Below are 24,887 nucleotides of genomic sequence, written 5' to 3' on the forward strand. Positions count from 1 at the left end.
GTGTCGCATAACAAAGGCACTGAAAGGAGATGACCCCCATGCCTCTCAACAAGGGCAAGCGCTTCGTCGAGCGCGACCGCACCTGGCATCCCGTTGCCTACACCCCCGGCTACAAGACCGCCGTGGCCCGCTCGCCCAGCCAGGCCCTGGTCAGCCTGCAGGCGCCGACGGTCTCCGAACTCAGCGGTCCCGACTTCCAGCACCTGCGCATGGGACCGCATGATAATGACCTGTTGCTCAATTACCGCGAAGGCAACGGTCAGGACGGTCTGCCGGTGGGTGAGCGCATCATCATGTTCGGCCGCGTAACCGACCAGTTCGGCAAGCCGGTACCGCATACCCTGGTCGAAATGTGGCAGGCCAACGCCGGTGGGCGCTACCGTCACAAGAAGGATCAGTACCTGGCACCACTCGACCCTAACTTCGGGGGCGTGGGGCGTTGCCTGACCGACGAAGAGGGCTGGTATCGCTTCCGTACCGTCAAGCCCGGCCCCTATCCGTGGCCGAACGGCATCAACACCTGGCGCCCGGCACACATTCATGTCTCGGTAATGGGGCCGTCGATCTCCACACGTCTGGTCACCCAGATGTACTTCGAGGGCGACCCGCTGATTCCGATTTGCCCGATCGTACGTACCCTCAACGATCCGGAAGCCGTACAGACCATGGTCGGCCGTCTCGACATGGCCCATAGCCGGCCCATGGATTGCCTTGCCTACCGCTTCGATATCGTGACGCGCGGCGAACTGCAGACCTATTTCGAGAACGTGTGAGGGGAAATGCCATGAAACAGCCGAATTCAACGCCGACCACTGACCTCATGCTGCGTGAAACCGCCTCACAGACCGCTGGCCCGTACGTTCACATCGGCCTGGCCTTGAGCATTGCCGGTCTGCCTCCGCGAAAGGAAGAGATCTGGAACCGGATGGCCACATCCGAGGCCGACGGCCAGCTCATCGAGGTGGTGGGCACCGTGATCGACGGCAATGGCGATCTGGTACGCGACACTTTCATCGAGGCCTGGCAGGCTGACGCCAACGGCGAATACCAGTGCGACTACGATCTCGAGCGGCCGTTCAACAGTTTCGGGAGAACCGCCACCACCGTAGAGTCTGGTGGCGAATGGTCGCTGACCACCGTCAAGCCGGGCATCGTCAAGGCTGCCAATGGCAAGCCGATGGCACCGCACATCAACCTGGCGGTGTTCGCCCGCGGCATTAACATGCAGTTGAACACGCGCATGTACTTCGAGGATGAGGCCGAAGTCAACGTGGCCTGCCCGATTTTCAACGCGGTAGAGTCCGAGGCCCGTCGACGCACACTGCTCGCCAGGCGCGAGGAAGGCGAAGGCGGCAAGGTGCGTTACCGCTTCGACATTCGTCTCCGTGGCGAGGGCGAGACGGTATTCTTCGATTTTTGAACCATATGCGCTAGACGCCGTGGAACGCCCTGCAACCTGCCGGTTGCAGGGCGTTTTTCTGGCAGGGGGAGTCGGGCCATTCAACGATTAGCAGGCTCATCGCGGCGGATCGCAGGCTTTCTCGGCATCAACCATTCATGTCATGATTAGCGTCTAGATCACGCCGAATTTCAGCGTTTCTGCCATTCAGTACTGGAGAGCGATACCCGTGGCCACAGCAGGCTTTAGCTTGATCCCCAATGCCAACCCGACCGATGCCCGTGTGCGCGAGGAAATCCTGGCCAACCCTGGTTTCGGCCGCTTCTTCACCGATCACATGGCGCATGTGCGTTGGACGGCGAGCGACGGCTGGCATAACGCCGAAGTCCGGCCTTATGGACCGCTGACACTGGACCCCGCCGCTTCGGTGCTGCACTACGCCCAGGAAATCTTCGAAGGAATCAAGGCCTACCGCCATGCAGACGGCTCAGTGTGGTCCTTCCGGCCCGAGAAGAATGCGGCACGCTTTCGTGCCTCGGCGCGTCGCCTGGCCCTGCCGGAGCTCGACACCGAGACATTTGTCGGTTCGCTGAAAGCGCTGGTCGCCCAGGACATCGACTGGGTGCCGACACCGACGGGCGAAGCCGACGAATCGAGCCTGTACCTGCGCCCGTTCATGATCGCCAGCGAGAAGTTCCTCGGCGTACGCCCGTCCAAGGAAGTCGACTACTACGTCATCGCCTCGCCGGTTGCCTCCTATTTCAAGGGCGGCATCAAGCCCGTGTCGATCTGGCTCTCCTCGACTTATAACCGCGCCGCCCCCGGAGGCACTGGCTTTGCCAAGTGCGGCGGCAACTATGCGGCGTCGCTGGCTGCCCAGAAAGAGGCCGAGGCCCACCAGTGCGATCAGGTCGCCTTCCTGGATGCGGTGGAGAACAAGTGGGTCGAGGAACTCGGCGGCATGAACCTGTTCTTCGTATTCAAGGACGGCCGCATCGTGACCCCGGCGCTTACCGGCACCATTCTCGAGGGCGTGACCCGCGACTCGGTGCTGCAACTGGCCAGGGATGCCGGGCTCAAGCCCGAAGAGCGCCAGATCAGCATCGATGAATGGCGCGAGGGCGCAGCCTCCGGCGAGATCACCGAAGTCTTCGCCTGTGGAACGGCTGCCGTCATCACGCCGATCGGGCAACTGGTCAGCGAGAACGAGCACATCGTCTGTAACGCCGAGAACGGTGGCGAGGTTGGTCGCTCTCTACGCAAGCAACTGCTGGATATCCAGTACGGACGCAGTGAAGACGTCCATGGCTGGCTGACGCGCCTGGCCTGATCCATCTGTTACGAAACAGACCCGCTACGCCGCTACCCGTCAGGGTGGCGGCGTTTTTCGTTGGGTGAACGGTTCACGGTAAGACGCTCCACACCGAGGTATTGACGTGGAAGAAGGGAAAAGTGCTAGAGACTATCTTCCAGCATGACGCACTCGACGACCAGCTGCCCCTGAACGTTCTGGCAGGTTCCGTTCACCCGTACAGGAAGCTCGCTGCCATCTCGTGCCAACAACGAGAGGTGCAGGTTCTCGACATTGCCCTGGAGGCGAACCATGGGGAATAGATACATCTGAAAGAAAAGCCGGCTGGCGTCCGTGAGGACAAGATCTATCGAGCGACCTTGCAAGTCATCGGGAGAATAGCCTAACCATTGCTGGAGCTTGTCATTCGACGTCGTTATCTTGCCCTCCATCGTGAATGCCAGGAAGCCACAAGGTAGCGAATAAAGAGAATCGCTAGAGGACGCCGCCGGCAAGTAGGCCGGGGTTGGCAGATACTCCCGGATCGAACGGATGACCTCCTCCGGATGGCTCATGTGCGGGCAATGTCCCGTAGCGGACATGAGCTTGTAGGTGCTGTGGGGCATATGCTTGTGCACATACTCCCCGACACATGTCGAGGCGATTGCGTCTTCCCGGGACTGAAGCACCAAGGCAGGAACCGTGGCTTGGGAAAGGTCGGCGCGGTTGTCGGAAAAGAACGTGACGGCGGCAAAATTTCGGGCAATGGCCGGGTCGGTGGCACAAAAACTGTCTTGCAGTTCTTCCGTCAATTCCGGCCGTGCCTCATGGCTCATGATGGTGGGCGCCAGGAAGCCGGCCCAGCCCAGGTCGTTCTTTTCCATCATGTCGAGCAGGCCCGTCAAGGCATTGTGCTCGAAACCGCCCATATAGTCGGGTGGATCGTTCACGTAACATGGCGACGGACCGACCATGACAAGCCGCTCAAAACGTTCGGGATCCTGAATCGAGGCGAGCAAGCCTATGATGCTACTCACCGAATGGCCGACGAAGATGGCGCGGTGGACATCCAGGGCGGCCAGAACGTCCAGAACGTCCTGTGCGTAGCCGTCCAGGGTGCCATAGCGCTCCGCGGTATACGCCGTCAGGTCTGACTTACCAGCTCCGACATAGTCGAACAGTACGACACGGTAGTCATCGGCGAATGCAGGCGCCACGAACCGCCACATGTTCTGATCGCAGCCGAAACCCGCAGCAAAGACCATGGCCTGTGAGCCATGACCGAAGACTTTTACGTTGTTTCTAAGCAGCACATTTTGCTTTACATCCTGTTGCACTGGCTAGAACCTTTAGTGAAGTGACTGGCATTGAAGCAGTGCAGATTAGCACCTGTCGTGAGTCGACTACTTTAACCCCAAGCGCTTTCCAAGGCGATGCAGGTTGCCACTGTCTGTCTCCAAGGCGCGTGCCGTTGCCGCCCAGTTGTCTCCGTGGCTTGCCAGGGCGCGATAGATGTAGCGCCGCTGGAAATTGTCCGTGGCCTCTCGTAGTGCCATCCAGACCGTTTGGTTCGCGGCGACTGGTAGATCGGCATCCTCCGCATCTGACTCGTTGGCGCTATCTGTCGGTAGATCCAGATGCGTGCGGGTAATATACAACGCGGTACGCTGCTGAGAAGATTCAGTGGCATCATCTTGACGCATTCTGTCGCCGAACGCCCGCAAGGCGGCCCGACTTAGCGTATGCTCCAGCTCCCGGACATTGCCCGGCCAGTGCCAAGCCTTGAGCGCCACTTCTGCATCTTCGGTCAGGCGCAGGTTGGCCAATCCGAGACGAACACGGTTCTCTTCCAGAAAACTACCGGCCAGTAGCGGAATATCTTCGCGCCGATCCCGGAGGGGGGGCACCTGGAGCGGAAAGGCGCTCAAGCGATGGTAAAGGTCTTCACGAAAGCGGCCGGCTTCGACCTCAGCGGCAAGGTCACGGTTGGTGACAGCGATGATGCGGACATCGACACGCTGAGGATGCTCGCTGCCGAGAGGCTGGATTTCGCCCTCCTGAAGGACACGCAGGAGCTTGGGCTGAAGCGCAAGGGGCAGTTCGCCAATCTCATCAAGCATCAGGGTGCTGCCGTTGGCCACATCGAAATAGCCACGGTGATCCTTGATGGCGCCCGAGAACGCGCCACGCCGATGACCGAATAACGCACTTTCGATCAAGTGCTCGGGCAATGCGGCACAATTGACACGGACCAACCTGTTGTCGCGTCGCGTGGATAACGTGTGCAGCCGCTGAACGACGCGCTCCTTGCCGACGCCCGTTTCCCCATGTAGCAGCACGTTCATGTCGGTGGGGGCTACCAGTTTAAGGGCTTCATTGAGGCGTTGCATGGCAGAACTGTGCCAATGAACCTGTGACTGTGGCACCTGCGCCTTGTCATACGCTTCGTTGAGTCGTGAACTGGCCTGTTCGAATCGTTGGGTCAGGCGTAGAGCGCCCGCTAACATCTGGGCGGCCGCTTGCAGTTCCTGCCGGTCTATAGTATCGAACCGTCCTGGAGTCAGGGCATCCAGGGTCAGCATGCCTATAAGCTGGCCCTCGTCGAGCAGCGCCACGCCCATGCAATCGTGAACATGGGTCAGCTTGTCGTCGAGCATTCCATCGAAGGGATCGGGAAGGGAGCAGTCCGGCGCAAAGCGACACACGCCCGCATGATCGGCAATGGCTGCCAGACGTGGATGATCCTTCAGCAGGAAATAGCGGCCATAAATATCTTGTGGAAGACCGAAGGCTGCAACTGGACGTAAGCCGTCCTTGTCAGCAACCATGAGTGTACAGGCATCAACAGGGTAACGAGCGAGTAGCGTTTGAATAAGCTGGAGCCAAACATCCTGCTGCGCCTCGGCGGAGAGGCCGTCGCCCATACGATTGAGTAGGCCCCCAAGTGCTAGGAATAATGAAGAAGTCATGATGGTTTTTTGACGGTCCATTGTCACTTTGTCACTGTCATTTTTTCACTGTTTGCCGGTTCGATGCAAAAAATTGCTTTGTTTTTTTGTCACTGGTGGAACGGTGGTAAAATAAATCCCTGATCAAACAATCATTTAATGCTTTCTCCTTGGTTTTTGGCATGGGCGTTGCTTATAGATAGCTAGGTTTAACTATTGGGTAAGTGAAGTGCCATTGCTCGTGACAGAACACCATCGGATCATCTCGGAAGAAGGCTCAGATTGCCTTCTTCTTGGCAGGGCTGCCTTGGATAAGCAGCTTCTGTCCGATCCGAATAGCGAGCACGCAGTGCGGGAGACCCATACCTATAAAAATAAAGCCCGGCCTGTTAGGGCCGGGCTTTTCAGCGCAAGTTGCGCTGAGCAGCATCCTTGCATCCATGACGAGCGTCCTGCTCGTGCTTCCTTGGGTCATCAAGCGTCCTGCCTGGGTTCCTTTACGGCACGTCCTGTGCACGCCGCTTAATGTCTCATGTTTACATATTGTAAGAGATAACGTGAGTTATCTTTTTGTGTACGAAAATGCCTCTAGCTTTTGTAAGAAAATGCTTACAAGGCTGATGTGCCGTATGTTACGAGTCGCGGCGGCACGTCAGCCAATCGACTGAAGGGAATCAATATGCTCATTTTGTCTCGCCGGGTCGGTGAAACGATGATGATTGGTGACGATATCGCCGTTACCGTCTTGTCGGTAAAAGGAAACCAGGTACGTATTGGTATCAAGGCGCCAAAGGATGTGGCCGTTCATCGGGAAGAAATTTTCGAGCGGATTCAACAGGGGGGCGTAGCTCAAGAGCGGGATGAGGTTCAAGACGCTCCCGAACGGGTGTATGCCTTAGCTGAATGAGGAAACGGTGGGCATGATGGGTAACGTCCTCGGAATTGCTTACTCATGCATGCGGCGTTCGCAGGCCCGCATTTTAACTGCCACCTCCCAAGGGCGCTGATTAGCGCCCAGTAGTTTGACTACTCGATTCAAGCCCTCCCCTTGTCTGCCCAGGCAAAGCATTTGGCGCCCATATCAATAGGCGCTCGCCTTGTAGCAAACGTGTCTTGCCCTGATGCCGGAGCGCATCCTGTCTTTAGATACTCCCTCGATGGTTTTTTTGTAACAAAAAGATAACATAGGTTGTATACAGCTGTAGCTAATAACTACAGTTCGTGTAAGAAATAGATTACAGGGAAGGGCATTGCCCATACGGTTCGCAGGCAAGGCTTGAACATGCACTGTTTATTTACAGGGAACGAAATGCTTATTTTGACGCGCAGGGTTGGCGAGACCTTGATGATTGGCGACGACATCACCGTGACCGTACTCGGAGTCAAGGGCAATCAGGTTCGCATCGGTATCAATGCGCCCAAGGATGTTGGCGTGCACCGCGAGGAAATCTATCGGCGCATCCAGCAGGAGTTCGAGAAAAGTGAAAGCCCTCTGGCGTTGGCAGAGGGCGAGAACGCCTGACGGTGAGGGCTGGAAGAACATGCCGCTACATAATGTAGCGGCATTGCTGTGAAGGGATTGCTCAGGCCTGGCATTCCTGGCTAAGTCGCATGGCTTCATCATAGAGGGGCTGTGCCTTGCCACCGACTTCCGTCAGATAGGTGTCGATGGTTTCCTTCAAGACGGGGCCCCACTGGGGATCCTCCAGTGGCGCTTCCACAGCCAGGAATTCGTGACCGGCATCGACGGCTTCCTGGCGGCCCTGCTCAATGAGCTTGTCGTAGACGGCGGCGGCTTTCATTGACCACTCCATGCCGCTGTGCTCGTCGATCACCTCCTTCAGATGCTCAGGCAGTTCCTCGTAACGCTCCTGATTCATGGTTGCGACCAGAGACAGGTCGTAGAGCGGCACTTCAGTGTGGTAGCGGGTCTGTTCATTGAGACGAAACGTTTTCATGGCTTCCCAGTTGAAGCTAAGGCCATCGAGTACGCCGCGTTGCATCGAGGTGAATACATCCGGTGCCGGCATCCCCACTGCCTGCGCCCCCAGTCGGGTCATCATGTCACCAACGACTGATGTCGGCCGACGCATCCGCATCCCGGCCATGTCCTCGGGGTTCTCGATCAGCTTCTGCTTGGTATGCAGGTAACCGGGACCGGTGGTGAACATGAACAGGACGTGCGAGTCCCGGTATTCTTCATCCAGCGCGCCCTGATCATAAAGCGATTGCAGGATGCACGAGCCCTGCTTGCTGCTATGGGAAACGCCGGGAAGCTCGACCACCTGCGTCAGAGGGAAACGACCAGAGTTATAGCCCTGGGCTGTCGAACCGACATCAGCAATCCCCTCGACGGCGCTTTGGTAGGTCTGGTCGGACTTCGCCAGTGTCTGGCCGGGGAAGACCTGAACCTTGAGTTCACCATTCGAGGCTTCTTCCACGCTCTTTGCCCAGGCCTGGAACAATTCCTTGTCGATCAGCGACCCGCCAGGCCAGACATGCGCTAGGCGCAGCACCTCGTTGGCCTGTGACAGGGCAGGGGTTGCAGCCACGGTCAGGCCCATGGCCAGGCCGATTATTGTCGTTCTCATCATCTCGATCTCTTGTGTTGTTGTGATGTGGCGTACTGCAGGGGCAAAACTGTCGGGGAGAGCCCGACAAACTAGTGATATTTACAGGTCGAGTACCAGCGTCTTGCTCTTGGCGCGTGAGCAGCAAGGAGTGAACTGATCGTTGGCGGCGTGCTCCTCATCGTCGAGGTAGAGGTCGCGGTGGTCGGGTTCCCCTTCGAGTACTCGCGTCAGGCAGGTGCCGCAGACGCCCTGTTCGCAGGAGACCATGATTTCGACGCCGTTTTCGCTGAGCACTTCATAGACGGTCTTGTCCTTGGGCACGGTGAAGGAGGCGCCGCTACTGGCGATCTTCACCTCGAAGCTCTCATCGTCCTCGCTGTCCTGAACCGCACCGGTAAAGTACTCGGTATGCAGTTGGGAGGCTGGCCAGCCCTGCGCCTTGCAGGTGGACAGTACATGATCGATGAAGCCGCTGGGGCCGCAGACATAGATGTGCGTGTCTTTGTCCGGCTCGGCAACCAGCGAGGCAACATCCAGGTTACCGGCCTCTGGCTGATCGTCGTGGTAGAAATGGACGTGCTCGGCGTAGTCACTCTGTTGTATGCGGTCGACGAACGCCATGCGGTCACGGGATCGGGCGCAATAGTGCATCTCGAAGTGGGCATGGGTATGCGCCAGTCGTTCGGCCATGCACAAGATCGGTGTGACTCCGATGCCGCCAGCGAAAAGCAGGGTGCGTGGCGATGGCTCGAGGGGGAAGTGGTTCTTGGGTGCGCTGATCTGCAGCAGGTCGCCCTCCTGAACGTCATCGTGCATGCCCGTCGAGCCACCTCGCGACGCAGGTTCGCGGAGTACCGCGATCCGGTACCGGTCGCGCTCCTCGGGATGGTTGCATAGCGAATACTGACGTACCAGGCCGTCCTTGATCCGTACATCGACATGTGCACCTGCGCTGAACGCGGGGAGAGGACGACCATGCGGGTCCGCCAATTCGAAACTGACGATGTCCTCGGCCTCTTGGGTCTTCTTCGTGACCCGCACAAATAGGGAAAGCGTACTGTTGCTCATCGCTCAAATCCTGTCCGGCGCCAGGCCGGTCCGTGTTCTGTCACGGACGACACGCTGTCGTGCCGTCCGCCATCGGTCAGAGGGGAATTAGCTGGCCACCGCGGTGTCGGCCGACGATGTCGCTTCTTCCTTGAGCAGGCGGTCAATGATGCGTCGTGCCTGGACTCCGCCGCCGTCGATATTGAGCTTGAGTAACTGACGGTCGGCGTACTTGAGCAGGTTGCGCTGCTGAGACTCGAGCATGTCCAGGTCTTCTGCGAAAATCTTGCCCTGACCTTCACGAATGCGGTCGGTAAGGGCCTGGTCCTGCGGATTGAAATTGCGTGCCATGCCCCAGAAGTACCAAATCGACGTCTCGGTCTCGGGCGTAATGAAGTCGACCACGATGCTTGAGGCCTTGAACTCGGCCGGGGCGTCGTACCCTCCCTTGCCGGCATGTGCCACACCGACTTCGATCATCACGTGACTGGGCGGGGTGAAGCGGCAGATCTGCCAACGATCCACGGGTACGTCATCGGCCAGGTTGTTGCCGCGCAGCGCTGCCTGCCAGAAGGGCGGGGCAGAGATGTTTTCCATATATCGGCTGGTAATGACCTCATCGCCGTTGACCTTGGTCTCTGGCGCCGCCTCCTCTATCTCGGGCTGGCCGATGCTCGACGCATGCACATAGGTCTCGTGTGTCAGATCCATGAGATTATCGACCATCAGCCGGTAATCGCATTGAACGTGATAGAGACCGCCGCCATAGGCCCAGTCGGGGTTGTTGGCCCAGTGGAGCTCGGGGATCTTGTCGGGATCGGCCAAGGTGGCATCGCCGGTCCACACCCAGATGAAACCGTGGCGCTCGACGACTGGGTAGGCGCGAATGCTAGGGAATCCACGCACACGCTGGCCGGGCATGCTGGAACACTTGCCGTCACATCCCATCTCCAGGCCATGGTAGCCGCAGACCAGCTGGCCGTTGCGTACGAAACCCAACGACAATGGTGCCCCGCGGTGGGGACAGAAATCCTCGACCGCGGCGACCTTGCCTTGTTCGGCACGGAAGAACACGATCTGTTCATTGCAGATGGTACGGCCGAGCGGCTTGCCATCGATCTCGTCGGGTGTGCAGGCGACGTACCAGGTATTCTTGGGAAACATGGCAATATCCTCATCAGCGGGTCGGTTGTTTGTCGTTATTGGATCCAAAGTTAAGTTCTATGGCGGGTTTCTGGTCAAGTTATGCTTTAGTTGGATCCAAAGCCTTTTGTTTCTTTCATGTCTCGGATAACACAGGGAAAACGGGTGAGTAAGGGCAATACGAGTGTCGTGGCAAGTCTGCGAAAACTGATCAGTGAAGGGCGCTATCCCCCTGGTGACCGCATTGCCGAATTGCATGTGGCAGAGCATCTCGGGGTGTCACGCACGCCTGTGCGCTTGGCGTTTCGTACCCTGGAGCAGGAGGGTCTGTTGCAGCGTGCCGGCAAGCGTGGCTATCGGGTGCGCGAATTCACCGAAACGGATGTGTTATGTGCGCTCGAAGTCAGGGGAGTACTGGAGGGGCTCGCCGCCCGCCGCCTGGCCGAACAAGGACTGACGGAAGAGGTCGAGGTACATCTGGCGCAGTGCATCGAGGACGGCCGTGAGTTGTTAGCCAAAGGCTACCTGGACAAGGATGACGTGACTCGCTGGAGCGAGATCAACGAAACTTTTCATACAACCATTGTTGAGTCCACGGGCAGCTTGGTAATCGCCGACGCCATCGGGCGCAACAACCATCTTCCGTTCGCCTCGGCGGATTCGATCATTATCGACACCGACGCATTGGATCGCGAATACCGCAAGCTCTACTTCGCCCAGATGCAGCACCAGACGGTGTTCCAGGCACTTCGGCTGGGCGAGAGCGCGCGCGCCGAAATGCTGATGCGCGAACACGCCTATATCGGAATGCGTTATGGCGAGCTGCTGGATCTGGATCCCAATGGGGCATCAACGGGCTGATCGGATCGTTTTGGATCCCAACGGCATCATTGCCGTTGGCGAAACGCCTTGGGCGAATCGCCGGTGTGGCGCTTGAAGAAGCGCGTGAAGTAGGCCGGCTCGGAGAAGCCCAGGGCATCCGATACCTGGCTGATCGTCATGTTGGTGTAGGTCAGTTGGCGCTTGGCCTCGAGTAGCAGACGCTCATGGAGCAGTTGGAGAGCGCTGCGTCCGGCAAGGCGTCGGCAAAGGGTATTGAGGTGGGCGCTGGTCATGCCCAGGCGCGAGGCCAGCGACTCGATGGTGGGCTGCTCGGCATAGTGCGCATCAATCAAGGCCTGAAAGCGCTGCAGGTGATCCTGTCCCTTGTCGTGGCGGCGGGCAAGGATTGGCCGACGACGCTCGGCACGCCGGGCGACATGTACGGCCAACGCCTGGATCAGGGCATGCAAGAGCGGATCGCGGCCTTCGGCAGGGCGCCGATACTCGGTGTCTATCTGCATGACCAGGGCGGTGATTGCTTCAGCCTCCGGCTGATCGGCAAGGGGATAGTGGGCGGCGCGGCCGAGTACCTCGCCCAACTGTTCCAATTGATCGCTCAGGTAACCGGCCAGTGGCTGGGCCAGGGTTATGATGTGGCCGCCGATGTCCTTCGAGAAGTGAAACCCATGGATGGTCATGGCCGGCACAGCGATGAGCAGCGGTCCCTTCAGGTGACGGTCCGTGCCTTCCAGGTGCAGCGTTACCTCGCCGTCGCGGATATGCAGCAGGTGCAGCAGGTCGGCATGGCGATGGGGGCGGATGTGCCAATCGTGCAACCGGCTGCGATCGGCGATCGATTCGCAGTGCAGCAGGTCGGGCGTCGGCCAGTGGCGGGTTTCGCCGTACAGCTTGAAGACGGGAACCGCTGTCTGCCTGGTTTCCATGATGATTCCCCAGTGCGAGCCATGCCCAGTGGGGCGAGCATAGACCAAAGTCGTGCGCTTATCTTGGTTATGTCCAAGTTTGCTTGAGGATTTTGCCTTATTTGGGGCGATGTATCGATGAAAAATACAAGTCATCGATAGCGCCTGCCTGATGGGGCGCTCCAGCACGATTGAGGATATGTTTATGAAAACCCAAGTAGCCATCATCGGCGCTGGCCCCTCCGGCCTGTTACTGGGGCAGCTGCTGCACCGGCAGGGCATCGACAACGTCATTCTTGAGCGGCGTTCCGGTGAGTATGTGCTCAGCCGGATCCGTGCCGGTGTGCTGGAGCAGGGCATGGTCGACCTGCTTCGTGAAGCTGGGGTAGACAAGCGCATGGATGAGGAAGGCATGCCGCATGACGGCTTCGAGCTGGCCTTCGACAACCGTCGTGTCCATGTGGACCTCAAGGGCCTGACGGGAGGGAAAACGGTCATGGTCTACGGTCAGACCGAGGTTACCCGCGACCTGATGGAAGCGCGCGAATCGGTCGGCGCCACGACTATCTACGAGGCCGAGAATGTGCAGCCGCATGACCTCGAAACCGACCATCCCTATATTACCTACGAGAAGGATGGTGAGACCTGCCGCCTCGACTGCGACTACGTCGCCGGTTGCGACGGCTATCACGGAATATCGCGTCGTTCGATTCCCGAGGAACGCATCAAGACCTTCGAGCGCGTCTATCCGTTCGGCTGGCTGGGTATTCTCTCCGATACGCCGCCGGTCTCCGATGAACTGATCTATGCCAACCATGAGCGTGGTTTTGCCTTGTGCAGCATGCGCTCGAAGACCCGCAGCCGCTATTACGTGCAGGTACCGGACGGCGAGCAGGTCGAGGATTGGTCCGACGAGCGTTTCTGGGACGAGCTCAAGGCACGCCTGCCCGACGATGTCGCCGAGAAGCTCGTTACCGGTCCGTCCATCGAAAAGAGCATTGCACCTCTGCGTAGCTTCGTGGCCGAGCCCATGCAGTATGGGCGTCTGTTTCTGGTTGGCGATGCCGCACACATCGTGCCGCCGACCGGCGCCAAGGGGCTCAACCTGGCGGCCAGCGACGTCAACACGCTTTATCGTCTGATGGTGAAAGTCTATCAGGAGGGGCGCACCGACCTGATCGCACGTTATTCCGAGGTGTGTCTGCGGCGCATCTGGAAGGCCGAACGTTTCTCTTGGTGGATGACCACTAACCTGCACAAGTTCTCGGATGGCGAGGATTTCGAGCGGCGCATCCAGCAGGCCGAACTCGACTACTACACCAGCTCGCAGGCCGGCCTGACTACCATCGCCGAGAATTACGTGGGCTTGCCCTACGAATCGCTGGAATGATCGACGACTTATCCTGACTCTGACAGTGCTCTCCTTGACCCGCCCGGTTTTGTCCCGGCGGGTTTTTTTACAGGCTGTTAGTTTGCAGGTTCCTCGGCAGCGCTGTAGTAAGCCGGCTGAAGTGACCACGCCGATGAGGAGCCGAGCCGAGCCTTGGCTCTGCGCCGGGCATGACGTATGGTCATCGGCCCAGAGTCCACGGCTATTCACCATGTCATGAACGATCGCATCACGCCGTTCCAGTTATTCATTCTGGTGCTGTCCTTCTACGTGCTCGGCGCGCTGGTCGCCGATACGTTCTTCGATCTGCCCAGCGAAGTGTCTGAGCTGCTCTACTACATGGACGTAATCGTTTGTGTGTTCTTCTTCACCGATTTCTGCGTCCGTTTTCGGGCTGCCAAGGACAAGTGGCGCTTCATGCGCTGGGGCTGGATCGACCTCTTGGCGAGCATTCCTGCCGGAGTGTTGCTGGGTGCACGTGCCTTTCGCGTGGTGCAGGTCATCCGCCTGCTGCGTGCGCTGAAGTCGATGGAGATGATCTGGCGGTTGCTGTTCCGAAATCGTGCCCAAGGCGTGTTCGCCTCGGCGGCGACAATGACCTTGTTACTGGTGGCCTTTGGCGCGATCACCATGCTGGTCGTCGAAAGCCCCAATCCCGATAGCCAGATCAATACTGCCGAAGAGGCGCTGTGGTGGGCCTTCGTTACGGTGACAACGGTGGGGTATGGCGATTATTACCCGGTCACCACGGAGGGCCGTATCGTCGCCGTGCTGCTGATGGTGGGCGGTGTCGGTCTCTTTGGCAGCTTTGCAGCCTATGTTGGCTCACTATTCGTCGCCGACGAAAGCGAGCGGGAATCCCGTCAGCACCGTGCCGATCGCGACATGGTTCGTCATCTCAATCGACAGGTGGCCCTGCTTACCGAGGAAGTACGTTCGCTGCGTGCCGAATTGGTCACGCAGCAACATGTGAAGGGCAGAGAAGAGAGCAAGCGTGCCAGAGAAGCACGCCCTGATGCGACAGACGGGCACTGAAACCAGCGTTAGTTAGAAACTATCACCTTCATGATGACAATGCATTGGCTGAATCAGCTTCCCACTACATATATTAGTAACGTCTGGAGGCCAACCAGACGGGTAATGCTGGCATCTTTCCGAGATGCTTCAAGCTCCACCCCTACCTCACCCGCGTACCCTTACGCGGGTTTTTTTCGTCTAGCGGCGGGTCTCGTTGCGCGCCCGTTCATGGTTCGCGATTATTGCGGACTTCATAGTCGCCTTCCAGCACATGCAGCCGAGTGTCGTGCGGGCGCGCATGGCCCCGGTAATCTCCACCGATGTCCTGAGCCTGCTGGGCGCGAAAGGCCTCGACCCGCTTCTTCATGCGATAGCGTATGAGAGGCAGCATCAGCCAGCCGAGCAACAAAAAGAACAGGCCGAGCACGGTACCGACAATCAACATCGTCCCGAACATCAGCCAGGTGAGAAACAGCCGTGGGCCGCTCATTGAGCGGGATGGGCGGGCCTGTCGCGCCCGCTCCTGCCATTGCTGTGCCGCCTGCCAAGCGGCGTTGTACTGGCGTTCGTGACGTTGGTCAGTCATCGTCCACTCCGGTGACCGTGGAATCGCTACGGTACATGCGTATCTCGACTTCACGGTGCTGGGTATCGTTGCCCTCGATTTCGAGGCGCTCATTATCATCGACATCAAGCTGGCCGAATCGTTGCAGTCACCATGGGCTCTGCCAGTGCTCACTACCCTGGCCGCCCAGGAATCGCCTCTGCTGGCCTGTCTCATGCACGGCGCCACGCGCCGTCAGCCGCACCGAGCGGTACGAGAACACTGCGTGGCCAAGGTTCTCACGAGGTCGCCGCCGAGACGGCACAGTGAAGCACGGGCGTTTCGGCCGCTTTGCTCATCGGATGGATGATTGTGCCGGTATGGATGGGCTGCGATGATTTCTCCATAGAGCGATAACGACAGGTAGCGTTTCTCATGGACAAATTCGAACTCAAGCTGGATCAGGCGGCGCGTGCGGCATGGCTCTCCTACGTCGGCGGACGCACCCAGGACGAGATCGCCAGCCAGCTGGGAGTATCACGGCCGGGGGTGCAGCGCCTGCTGGCGCTGGCGCGCCAGGAGGGGCTGGTCAAGGTGCATATCGACCACCCGATGGCCAACTGCATGGCGATGGCGGACGCCTTGACCTCGCGTTTCGGGCTGACCTTCTGCGACGTGGTGCCCTCGGACACCGAGCGTAGCGACAACAGCTCTGCATATCTGGCACTGGCTGGAGCGGAGCGCTTGCTGCGCTACGTTGACCGCAGCGAGCCGTTGACCCTGTCGCTGGGTACCGGCCGTGCAATACGCGCCACGGTGGAATCACTGAGCCGCATGGAACGGCCGCAACATCGTTTCGTCTCGCTGGTGGGTAACGTCGCCCGCGACGGCTCGGCCAACCGTTACGACGGGGTGATGGTGCTCGCCGACAAGACCGATGCCGAGCGGTTTCTCTTGCCAGCGCCCGTGGTGGCCGGGTCCGTGGAGGAGAAGCGGGCGCTGCTCGCCCAGCCACTGGTCCAGGCTGTGACCCAAGTGGCCATGGAGGCCGAGGCGGGCTTCATCGGGATCGGCCGCATCGACCCCCAGGCGACGCTGTTTCAGGATCACTTCATCAGCGAGGCGGAACTCAAGGAGTTGCTCGAGGCCGGTGCGGTCGGTGAATTGCTGGGCTGGCCGTTAAGTGCCGATGGCGAACTGGTCGATTGTCCCATCACCCACCGGGTCACGAGCCTGCCGCTGGACATGCTTGAGAACCAGGCGTTGATCGGCCTGGCGGGCGGGCGCGACAAGGGGCCGGCGATACTCGCGGCACTGCGCGGTGGCTGGTTGCAGGGGCTCATCACGGATGAGCAGGCGGCGCGCTACATTATCGAGCAGGGCGCTTAGCTTAGGCCAAAGTCTAAGCGTGGTGGGTTTGCTTTTTTTAGGGTCGTGATTGATCATTTGAATTGCCATTGAGTAGATTGATCAAAAATAAACCCAACAATCTCCTTCAAGGAGCAAGCCATGCGGTTACGTCACGCCATTCCGCTTGCCGGGGCGACGGCTCTGGTCTCCGCCGCTGCCAGCGCGGAAACCATCACCGTGGCCACGGTCAACAACAACGACATGGTCATCATGCAGGGCCTGACCGACGAGTTCGAGAAGGCGCACCCGGACATCACCCTGGACTGGGTCGTTCTCGAGGAGAACGTGCTGCGCCAACGCATGACCACCGATATCGCCACTCAGGGGGGCCAGTTCGATGTCATGACCATCGGTACCTACGAAGTGCCGATTTGGGCCGAACGCGGCTGGCTGACGCCGCTCGCCGATCTTCCCGATGACTACCAGGTCAACGATCTGCTCAAGCCGGTCCGTGATGGCCTGAGCTATGACGGCACCCTCTACGCTCTGCCGTTCTATGCCGAAAGCTCGATGACGTATTACAACAAGGCCCTGTTTGAGAAAGCCGGCATCGAGATGAGCGATCAGCCTACCTGGCAGGAAGTGAGCGACTGGGCCAGCAGGATTCATGATCCCCAGAACGAGGTCTATGGGATTTGTTTGCGCGGCAAGCCGGGCTGGGGCGAGAACATGGCCTTCGTCTCGACCTTGGTGAACACCTATGGTGGACGCTGGTTCGACATGGACTGGAACCCCCAGCTCGACTCCCAGGCCTGGCAGGACGCCGTGTCGTTCTACGTCGACCTGCTGAACAACTATGGGCCGCCGGGTGCCAGTTCCAATGGATTCAACGAGAACCTGGCGCTGTTCTCGCGTGGCAATTGCGGCATGTGGGTCGATGCCACCTCCGCTGCCGGCAAGCTTTACAACCCCGACGAGTCCCAGGTCGCCGACCAACTGGGCTTCGCTCCGGCGCCGATCGCCGAAACCCCCAAGGGCTCGCATTGGCTGTGGTCCTGGGCGCTTGCGATTCCCGCCACGTCCGACTCAAAGGATGCTGCGGAAACCTTCATTACCTGGGCGACTTCGCAGGACTACATCGAACTCGTGGGTGAAACCAAAGGCTGGACCAGTGTACCGCCGGGTACCCGTGAATCCACCTACGAAAACGAGAACTACCAGCAGGCCGCACCGTTTGCCGACTTCGTGCTCAACGCTATCCGTGAGGCCGACCCCACCGACTCGACCCAAGAGCCGGCACCCTACGTAGGCGTGCAGTTTGTAGGCATCCCCGAATTCCAGGCCATCGGCACCCAGGTAGGCCAGATGATTGCGGCGGCCCTGACCGGCGACATGTCGGTCGAACAGGCGCTGAGTTCGGCACAACGTTCGACCGAGCGCACCATGAAACGCGCGGGCTATCCCAAGTAACTGGCCCAGGCAATCCCCGTCGCTGCCGGCCCTGACGATGAGTCTTCACTGGCCGGCGTTCCATACAGGCCGGGGCCTGCCCCGGCCGGGCGACACTCAACTACTGCGTGAACGCCATGAATAAAGTCCGAGCCTCCGGGCGCACCGTCGGGGGAACGCGTCCCCTGTCACTACAGGCGCCTGCCGTCACCCTGCTGTTTCTGTGGATGGTCGTGCCGCTGGCCATGACCGTATGGTTCTCCTTCCAGCGATACAATCTGCTGATGCCCGGCATGAACGGCTTTGCCGGGCTGGAAAACTACGAATATCTCTTCACCGATCCGGCCCTGTGGTCGGCCATGGGCACCACGCTGGTGCTGGTAGGGTCGGTGCTCGCGATTACCGTCATCGGTGGCACCTTGCTGGCCGTGCTGTTCCAGCAGGAGTTCTTCGGGCGCGGCGTCGCTAGGGTGCTAGCCATCTCTCCGTTCTTCGTCATGCCTACGGTCAGTGCCCTGGTATGGAAGAACATGATGATGCACCCGGCCAACGGGGTGCTCTCCTGGGTCGCTGAACTACTCGGCCTGCCGGCGGTGGACTGGTTTTCGTCACTGCCGCTGACCTCGATCATCATTATTGTCGCCTGGCAGTGGCTGCCGTTCGCCCTGCTGATCCTGCTCACCGCCCTGCAATCATTGGACGACGATCAGGTCGAAGCGGCACGCATGGACGGTGCCGGCCCGCTGGCGGTCTTCTTCTATATCACGCTGCCGCACCTCAAGCGCGCGATCAGCGTGGTGATCATGATTGAAATGATCTTCCTGCTCACCGTATTCGCCGAGATCTTCGTGACGACATCGGGCGGGCCCGGCCTGGCCACCACCAATCTGGCCTACTTCATCTACATCAGCGCTTTGCTCGACTTCGATGTGGGCATGGCCTCCGCCGGCGGGGTGGTTGCGATCATTCTCGCCAATATCGTCGCCATTTTCCTGGTCCGCATGGTGGCCAAGAATCTGGAAAGCTAGCCGGGGAGCCGAATCATGACGACAGTAAAGACCGGCCAGGTGCCTCTGGCCCATGATAGTGAAATGGCCCGGGCGACCCCGCGCAAGGCATCGATGATCGGGGTGAACAGCCGCAAGTTATGGCTGACCGTGCTCGGCTGGGGCGTGGCCATCCTGATCTTCTTTCCGATCTTCTGGATGATCGTGACCAGCTTCAAGACCGAGGCCGAGGCCATCGCCGACCCCAGCCTGATCTTTGCGCCGACGCTGGAGAACTACGTTGAGGTACAGCTGCGTGCCGACTACTTCAAGTTCGCCATGAACAGTGTCGTGGTCGCCTTCGGCTCGACCCTGCTGGCACTGTTGCTGGCCATTCCTGCAGCCTATTCCATGGCCTTTTTGCCCACCAAACGTACCAAGGGCACGCTGCTGTGGATGCTCTCCACCAAGATGCTGCCACCGGTGGGCGTACTGGTGCCGATCTACCTGTTGTTCCGCGATACCGGGCTGCTCGACACCCGTACCGGCCTGATCATTGTCTACACGTTGATGAATCTGCCGATCGTGGTGTGGATGCTCTACACCTTCTTCAAGGACCTGCCCAAGGACATCCTGGAGGCGGGTCGCATGGATGGCGCCAGCACCTTCCAGGAAGTCTGGTATCTGCTGCTGCCGCTGACCCTGCCGGGCATCGCCTCAACCGGGTTGCTGTCGGTGATCCTGTCCTGGAACGAGGCCTTCTGGAGCCTCAACCTCACCTCGTCGCAAGCGGCACCGCTGACCGCCTACATCGCCTCGTTCTCGAGCCCTGAGGGCCTGTTCTGGGCCAAGCTCTCCGCGGCCTCGACCATGGCCATCGCCCCCATTCTGGTGTTCGGCTGGCTCACGCAGAAACAGATGGTGCGTGGGCTGACCTTCGGCGCCGTCAAATAGCGTTCAGTAGAACAAGGAGCTGAACATGGCAACGCTACAACTCAAGCAGGTCGTCAAACAGTTCGATGACACCCGCGTGATCAAGGGCGTCGACCTGGACGTCAACGACAAGGAATTCGTGGTCTTCGTCGGTCCCTCCGGCTGTGGCAAGTCGACCCTGTTGCGCATGATTGCCGGCCTGGAAAGCACCTCGGGTGGCGACATTCTGATCGACGGCCAGCGCATGAATGATGTTGGCCCCGCCGAGCGCGGCCTGGCCATGGTCTTCCAGAGCTACGCGCTGTATCCGCACATGACCGTCGAGGACAACATGGGCTTCAGCCTCAAGCTGGCCGGCGCCTCCAAGGAAGAGCGCCGCCAGAAGGTACTCGAGGCGGCGCGCATCCTGCAGCTCGAACCGCTGCTCGAGCGTAAGCCCAAGGCCCTGTCGGGTGGCCAGCGCCAGCGCGTGGCGATTGGCCGGGCGATCGTGCGCAACCCGAGCATCTTCCTGTTCGACGAGCCTCTATCCAACCTCGACGCGGCACTGCGCGTGCAGATGCGCATCGAGCTGGCGCGCCTGCACGACGAACTCGATGCCACCATGATCTACGTCACCCACGACCAGATAGAGGCCATGACCATGGCCGACAAGATCGTCGTGCTGCAGGGCGGGGTGGTCGAGCAGGTCGGCTCACCCATGGAGCTCTATCATCATCCCTGCAATCGCTTCGTGGCTGGCTTCATCGGGTCACCGAAGATGAACTTCATCGACGTTGAAGTCATCTCGGCCAGTGCCGACGGGGTCGATGTGCGCCTGCCTGGCGGTGGACAGTGCCAGGTACCCGTGGATGGCAGGGACCTGAGTCCGGGCGCACGCCTTGAGCTCGGGGTGCGGCCCGAACACCTGCTTCTTGACGATCGGGGGCCACTGTTAGGGGAAGTACAGGTCATCGAGCGCCTGGGCGGGTCGACCTCGTTGTACCTACAGATGGGCGAGACATCGGTCATTCTGGTTACCGATGGTGATGTCATTTCTCAGGTCCGCGACACGGTGCATTTCGGCTTCGAGTCCGGGCGTGCCCATCTGTTCGACAGCGAGGGCCTGGCCCTGCCCAGCCTGAATCGGCATCCGCTGGCCGATATCTGTCGGCAGGACAATCGCTCGGCGCCCACCGCGGCCGCCAGTCACTAACCAGCCACCGGGGAACGGCATGGAAACCCTGATCTTCGATTGCGACGGCGTACTGGTGGACAGCGAGGCCATCGCCGAGAAAACGCTGATCCAGCGGCTCGGCGAATGGTTGCCTGACATTCATCCCGACGCGTCGCTGCGCCAGGCACTGGGCATGACCACAGCGTCGATTCTCGAGCACATCGAGCGCGGCAGCGCTCACACACTGCCCGCCGATGCTCTTGCACGTATCGATACCGACATCGAGGCGCGACTGGCCCGCGAAGTGCTGGCCATCGAGGGCGTCGCCGAGGTAGTGGCCCGCCTCGAAATGCCGCTGGCGATCGTGTCCAACAGCCGGCGGCAGCGTGTAGTGGCCTCACTCAAGGCGACCGGGCTCGATGCGTGGCTCGGCAGTGTGCCGCTGTTCACGGCCGACCAGGCGGAACGACCCAAGCCGGACCCGGCCGTCTATCTGCTGGCGGCACGCAGCATGGGCTGCGACCCGGCAGAGTGTCTGGTGATCGAGGATAGCGTGTCGGGTGTGCGGGCCGCTCACGCTGCAGGCATGACCGTGATCGGCTTCACCGGCGCCAGCCATATCGAGACCGGGCACGAGCAGCATCTGCTCAAGGCGGGTGCCTGGAAAATCATGAACGACATGCAGGGGCTCGAGGCATTGATCGAGCACTGGCGCGATGCGCGCGGACGCAGTCTGGCCTAGCGCTTACGACTGAACACAGGCTTCTCAGGAACAGCACAGCATGAAACTCGACAACAAAGTGGCGGTAGTGACCGGCGGCGCGCGTGGCATCGGACTGGCCATCGTGGAGCGTTATCTGCAGGAAGGAGCGCGCGTCGTGGTGGCAGACATTGACTCACAGGCCATCGATGCGGCCATCAATCAGCTCAAGCAGGGGCTCGACCCCAGCGGCGAACGAGTCATGGGCCAGCGCCTCAACGTCTGTGATCTTAACTCCATTGCCGCTTTGGTGCGGGACGTCACCGCGCGCTTCGGTGGCATCGACATCCTCGTCAATAACGCGGCGGTGTTCGACATGGCGCCGGTGCTCGAGGTGACCGAGCAGAGCTACGACCGGCAGTTCAACGTTAATGTCAAAGGTATGTTCTTCACTCTGCAGGCGGTAGCGCAGGCCATGGTCGAGCGCGGGCAGGGCGGCAAAATCATCAACATGGCCAGCCAGGCGGGGCGTCGCGGCGAGCCGCTGGTGAGCATGTACTGCGCCTCCAAGGCTGCTGTGATCAGCCTGACCCAGTCCTGCGGCCTGGACCTGATCAAGCATGGTATCAACGTCAACGGCATCGCGCCGGGCGTGGTCGACACGCCGATGTGGGACGAAGTCGATGCGCTGTTTGCCCGCTACGAGAACCGCCCGCTCGGCGAGAAGAAGCGCCTGGTCGGTGAGGCGGTGCCCTATGGGCGCATGGGGCGGCCCGAGGACCATACGGGAGCGGCGGTATTTTTGGCCACTGCCGATAGCGACTATGTCGTCGCGCAGACCCTAAACGTCGATGGCGGCAACTGGATGAGCTGACGATAAATCCCTGCGCGCACGAAGCACTGTGTTGCCCAAATACACGAAGCCTCGCCTAACAGCCAGTCATGTCTCGACTCCTGTGTTTTGGGCGCCTTGTGCTTACGCTCGGACATTTATCGAAACGAGCATAGTTGGAATACAACCATGGACCCAAGTGTTCACGACATGGCGGCGCGGTTGGTCGACGCGGCTGCCGACAGAAAGCGTTTCATCGTTGCCTTGGCCGGGCCGCCGGCGGCGGGCAAGTCGTTCCTGTCGGAGTGGTTAGCCCGTGAGATCAACGCCCGCCAGCCGGGCATCGCCGCAGTGGTACCGATGGATGGCTACCACCTCGATAACGCCGTACTCGAGCCGCGCGGACAGGTGCCGATCAAGGGCGCGCCGGAGACGTTCGATCCCGATGGGCTGCGCTGTGACCTGCAGCGCATCCGGCGCGCAGATCGCCCAGTAGCGGTGCCGGTATTCGATCGTCCGCTCGACCTGGCCCGCGCCGGCGGTCGCTTGATCACGCTCGAGCATCGCCTCGTCATCGTCGAGGGCAATTACTTGCTGCTTGACCAGGCGCCATGGCCGGCATTGCGCGAGTACTTCGATCTGACCCTGTTCCTCGAGGTGCCCGACGAGGTGCTGGAGGCGCGCCTGATCCAGCGCTGGCTAGGCATGGGGCAGGATCAACAGGACGCCATCGCGAAGGCCCGTCACAAGGACATGCTCAATGCGCGATTGATAAAGACGGCTTCCATCGAGCCGGACATTCGCTGGTATTAGCGACGCGCTACCAACCTTCTTTTCTTCCTATTGCCACTGCCGCAAGGAGTGCCCATGACCGCTCTCAGCCGCCAGACCCTCGATCGACTCGATTCCCGTGTTGCCGTGCCCCGCTATGATCGCAGTGCCGTGACGCCGGGCATCGTCCACTTCGGCGTGGGTGGGTTCCACCGTGCCCACCAGGCGATGTACCTCGATGCGCTGATGAACATCGGCGAGGCGCTGGATTGGGGCATCATCGGAGTCGGCGTGATGCCGGGTGACCGACGCATGCAGGAGGCATTGGCCGCCCAGGACTATCTCTATACGTTAGTGACCAAGCATGCCGATGGTCATTACGAACCACGCGTGATCGGCTCGATCGTCGGCTACCTGTTCGCGCCCGACGATCCTGAGGCGGTGATCGAACAGATGGCCGATCCGGCCATCCGCATCGTTTCGTTGACCGTGACCGAGGGTGGCTACAACTTTCATCATGTTACCGGCGAGTACGATCTGACCAATGCGCAGGTCAGGCACGACCTGGAACATCCGCAGGCTCCGCAGACCACCTTCGGGCTGATCGTCGAGGCGTTGCGCCGCCGACGTGAGCGGGGCGTGGCGCCATTCACGGTCATGTCCTGCGATAATATCCAGGGCAACGGCGAGGTTGCCCAGCGCATGTTCACGGCACATGCCCGGGCGCTGGATATCGAGCTGGGGGCCTGGGTCGAGCGCGAGGTGAGTTTCCCCAATTCCATGGTCGATCGCATCACGCCGGTCACCACCGCGGCGGACATCGAGGAGTTGCAGCGGCGCTTCGAGATCGAGGATCGCTGGCCGGTGGTCTGCGAGCCGTTCACCCAGTGGGTGCTCGAGGATCACTTCACACAGGGGCGGCCAGCCTTCGAGACGGTCGACGTGCAGGTTGTCGACGATGTGATGCCCTACGAGCTGATGAAGCTGCGCCTGCTCAATGCCAGTCATCAGGCACTGACCTACTTCGGCTACCTGGCCGGTTACCGTTACGCCCATGAGGTCTGCCAGGATCCGCTATTCGTCGATTTTTTGCTCGATTACATGAATATCGAGGCGACTCCAACGTTACGCCCGGTTCCGGGCGTCGATCTGGACGCCTACAAGCGGACCCTGATAGAGCGCTTCGCCAATCCCGAAATCAGGGACACTCTGGCGCGGCTATGTGCGGAGAGTTCCGACCGCATTCCCAAGTGGTTGCTGCCGGTGATTCGCGAGCAGCTTGCTCGCGATGGTGACATCCAACGCAGCGCGGCAGTCGTTGCCAGTTGGGCGCGTTATGCCGAGGGTGCCGATGAGCAGGGCCGGCCCATCGAGATTGTCGACCGGCTCAAGGAGCCGCTGATGACCATCGCTCGCGACAATCGCCAGTGGCCCACCGCCTTCATCGAGAACCGCCAGCTCTTCGGCGACCTGGCCGACGACGAGCGTTTCCGCCGGGCCTACCTCAACGCACTGGAAAGCTTGCATGCCCGCGGCGCACGCGCCACGGTAGAAGCCCTGGTAGCGCGGTAGTCCGCAGGCGAGCGTCGAGACTATCCTTTGTAGTAGTGGGC

General features: G+C 60.1%; 24 protein-coding genes. 17 read left to right on the plus strand and 7 right to left on the minus strand.

Features of this window, described 5'->3' with window-relative positions; genetic code table 11:
• Positions 1 to 38 precede the first annotated feature (38 nt).
• From pcaH to F568_RS0116695, 3 genes are all read left to right on the plus strand, one after another.
• Positions 39 to 773, plus strand: coding sequence for a protocatechuate 3,4-dioxygenase subunit beta (gene pcaH / locus F568_RS0116685; RefSeq protein ID WP_019019902.1), 735 nt, complete (start codon positions 39 to 41; stop codon positions 771 to 773).
• Between the two features lie 11 nt (positions 774 to 784).
• A complete protein-coding gene (pcaG, locus tag F568_RS0116690) occupies positions 785 to 1,420 on the plus strand; it encodes a protocatechuate 3,4-dioxygenase subunit alpha (protein ID WP_019019903.1) in 636 nt (211 codons plus the stop codon).
• A 208-nt stretch (positions 1,421 to 1,628) separates the two neighbouring features.
• The gene (locus F568_RS0116695; protein WP_019019904.1) at positions 1,629 to 2,729 is read left to right on the plus strand and encodes a branched-chain amino acid aminotransferase; all 1,101 of its coding nucleotides are present in this window, start codon (positions 1,629 to 1,631) and stop codon (positions 2,727 to 2,729) included.
• A 125-nt stretch (positions 2,730 to 2,854) separates the two neighbouring features.
• Here the strand turns inward: F568_RS0116695 and F568_RS26115 are convergent, their stop codons facing one another.
• Together F568_RS26115 and norR are read right to left on the minus strand one after the other, a co-directional pair.
• Complete coding sequence (locus F568_RS26115; RefSeq protein ID WP_019019905.1) at positions 2,855 to 4,027, minus strand: alpha/beta fold hydrolase; 1,173 nt, start codon at positions 4,025 to 4,027, stop codon at positions 2,855 to 2,857.
• Positions 4,028 to 4,093: 66 nt separating this feature from the next.
• A complete protein-coding gene (gene norR / locus F568_RS0116705) occupies positions 4,094 to 5,659 on the minus strand; it encodes a nitric oxide reductase transcriptional regulator NorR (RefSeq protein ID WP_026300612.1) in 1,566 nt (521 codons plus the stop codon).
• A 658-nt stretch (positions 5,660 to 6,317) separates the two neighbouring features.
• On the opposite strand from norR, the gene csrA (F568_RS0116715) reads away from it, so the two are divergent.
• Together csrA (F568_RS0116715) and csrA (F568_RS23060) are read left to right on the plus strand one after the other, a co-directional pair.
• Positions 6,318 to 6,545: a carbon storage regulator CsrA gene (gene csrA, locus F568_RS0116715; protein ID WP_019019908.1), complete on the plus strand. Its 228-nt coding sequence runs from the start codon at positions 6,318 to 6,320 to the stop codon at positions 6,543 to 6,545.
• A 402-nt stretch (positions 6,546 to 6,947) separates the two neighbouring features.
• Complete coding sequence (gene csrA / locus F568_RS23060; RefSeq protein ID WP_019019909.1) at positions 6,948 to 7,160, plus strand: carbon storage regulator CsrA; 213 nt, start codon at positions 6,948 to 6,950, stop codon at positions 7,158 to 7,160.
• 61 nt (positions 7,161 to 7,221) lie between these two features.
• Here the strand turns inward: csrA (F568_RS23060) and F568_RS0116725 are convergent, their stop codons facing one another.
• The 3 genes from F568_RS0116725 to F568_RS0116735 form a co-directional block, all read right to left on the minus strand.
• A complete protein-coding gene (locus F568_RS0116725) occupies positions 7,222 to 8,232 on the minus strand; it encodes a TRAP transporter substrate-binding protein (RefSeq protein WP_019019910.1) in 1,011 nt (336 codons plus the stop codon).
• 78 nt (positions 8,233 to 8,310) lie between these two features.
• Positions 8,311 to 9,279: a PDR/VanB family oxidoreductase gene (locus F568_RS0116730; RefSeq protein ID WP_019019911.1), complete on the minus strand. Its 969-nt coding sequence runs from the start codon at positions 9,277 to 9,279 to the stop codon at positions 8,311 to 8,313.
• Positions 9,280 to 9,366: 87 nt separating this feature from the next.
• The gene (locus F568_RS0116735; RefSeq protein ID WP_019019912.1) at positions 9,367 to 10,422 is read right to left on the minus strand and encodes an aromatic ring-hydroxylating dioxygenase subunit alpha; all 1,056 of its coding nucleotides are present in this window, start codon (positions 10,420 to 10,422) and stop codon (positions 9,367 to 9,369) included.
• A gap of 144 nt (positions 10,423 to 10,566) precedes the next feature.
• On the opposite strand from F568_RS0116735, the gene F568_RS0116740 reads away from it, so the two are divergent.
• Positions 10,567 to 11,262, plus strand: a complete 696-nt coding sequence (locus F568_RS0116740) for a GntR family transcriptional regulator (protein WP_019019913.1) — start codon at positions 10,567 to 10,569, stop codon at positions 11,260 to 11,262.
• 26 nt (positions 11,263 to 11,288) lie between these two features.
• On the opposite strand, the gene F568_RS0116745 is transcribed toward F568_RS0116740, so the two are convergent.
• Positions 11,289 to 12,167, minus strand: coding sequence for a helix-turn-helix domain-containing protein (locus F568_RS0116745; protein ID WP_019019914.1), 879 nt, complete (start codon positions 12,165 to 12,167; stop codon positions 11,289 to 11,291).
• A 184-nt stretch (positions 12,168 to 12,351) separates the two neighbouring features.
• Between F568_RS0116745 and pobA the strand changes: the two genes are divergently transcribed.
• A complete protein-coding gene (gene pobA / locus F568_RS0116750) occupies positions 12,352 to 13,536 on the plus strand; it encodes a 4-hydroxybenzoate 3-monooxygenase (RefSeq protein WP_019019915.1) in 1,185 nt (394 codons plus the stop codon).
• A gap of 216 nt (positions 13,537 to 13,752) precedes the next feature.
• Positions 13,753 to 14,571, plus strand: coding sequence for an ion transporter (locus tag F568_RS0116755; protein ID WP_051087991.1), 819 nt, complete (start codon positions 13,753 to 13,755; stop codon positions 14,569 to 14,571).
• Between the two features lie 208 nt (positions 14,572 to 14,779).
• On the opposite strand, the gene F568_RS0116760 is transcribed toward F568_RS0116755, so the two are convergent.
• The gene (locus F568_RS0116760; protein WP_019019917.1) at positions 14,780 to 15,139 is read right to left on the minus strand and encodes a hypothetical protein; all 360 of its coding nucleotides are present in this window, start codon (positions 15,137 to 15,139) and stop codon (positions 14,780 to 14,782) included.
• 393 nt (positions 15,140 to 15,532) lie between these two features.
• Between F568_RS0116760 and F568_RS0116770 the strand changes: the two genes are divergently transcribed.
• The 9 genes from F568_RS0116770 to F568_RS0116810 all read left to right on the plus strand — a co-directional run bounded on the left by F568_RS0116770 (position 15,533) and on the right by F568_RS0116810 (position 24,846).
• Positions 15,533 to 16,486, plus strand: a complete 954-nt coding sequence (locus F568_RS0116770; protein WP_019019919.1) for a sugar-binding transcriptional regulator — start codon at positions 15,533 to 15,535, stop codon at positions 16,484 to 16,486.
• Between the two features lie 120 nt (positions 16,487 to 16,606).
• On the plus strand, positions 16,607 to 17,917 hold the full coding sequence (locus F568_RS0116775; RefSeq protein ID WP_019019920.1) for an ABC transporter substrate-binding protein: 1,311 nt from the start codon (positions 16,607 to 16,609) through the stop codon (positions 17,915 to 17,917).
• Positions 17,918 to 18,033: 116 nt separating this feature from the next.
• Positions 18,034 to 18,924 (plus strand): carbohydrate ABC transporter permease, encoded by an 891-nt coding sequence (locus F568_RS0116780; protein ID WP_019019921.1) that lies wholly within the window; start codon positions 18,034 to 18,036, stop codon positions 18,922 to 18,924.
• Between the two features lie 63 nt (positions 18,925 to 18,987).
• Positions 18,988 to 19,836, plus strand: coding sequence for a carbohydrate ABC transporter permease (locus F568_RS0116785; RefSeq protein ID WP_051087992.1), 849 nt, complete (start codon positions 18,988 to 18,990; stop codon positions 19,834 to 19,836).
• Between the two features lie 25 nt (positions 19,837 to 19,861).
• Positions 19,862 to 21,010 (plus strand): ABC transporter ATP-binding protein, encoded by a 1,149-nt coding sequence (locus F568_RS0116790; protein ID WP_019019923.1) that lies wholly within the window; start codon positions 19,862 to 19,864, stop codon positions 21,008 to 21,010.
• Between the two features lie 19 nt (positions 21,011 to 21,029).
• Positions 21,030 to 21,713 (plus strand): HAD family hydrolase, encoded by a 684-nt coding sequence (locus tag F568_RS0116795; protein ID WP_019019924.1) that lies wholly within the window; start codon positions 21,030 to 21,032, stop codon positions 21,711 to 21,713.
• 40 nt (positions 21,714 to 21,753) lie between these two features.
• Entirely contained in the window at positions 21,754 to 22,545 is a 792-nt protein-coding gene (locus tag F568_RS0116800; protein ID WP_019019925.1) for an L-iditol 2-dehydrogenase, read from the plus strand.
• 147 nt (positions 22,546 to 22,692) lie between these two features.
• On the plus strand, positions 22,693 to 23,316 hold the full coding sequence (locus F568_RS0116805; protein ID WP_019019926.1) for a nucleoside triphosphate hydrolase: 624 nt from the start codon (positions 22,693 to 22,695) through the stop codon (positions 23,314 to 23,316).
• A gap of 54 nt (positions 23,317 to 23,370) precedes the next feature.
• Positions 23,371 to 24,846 (plus strand): mannitol dehydrogenase family protein, encoded by a 1,476-nt coding sequence (locus F568_RS0116810; RefSeq protein ID WP_019019927.1) that lies wholly within the window; start codon positions 23,371 to 23,373, stop codon positions 24,844 to 24,846.
• The last annotated feature ends 41 nt before the right edge of the window (positions 24,847 to 24,887 follow it).

Origin of the sequence: Modicisalibacter luteus DSM 23508 (genome assembly GCF_000378505.1) — a bacterium.
Classification (GTDB): Bacteria; Pseudomonadota; Gammaproteobacteria; order Pseudomonadales; family Halomonadaceae; genus Modicisalibacter; species Modicisalibacter luteus.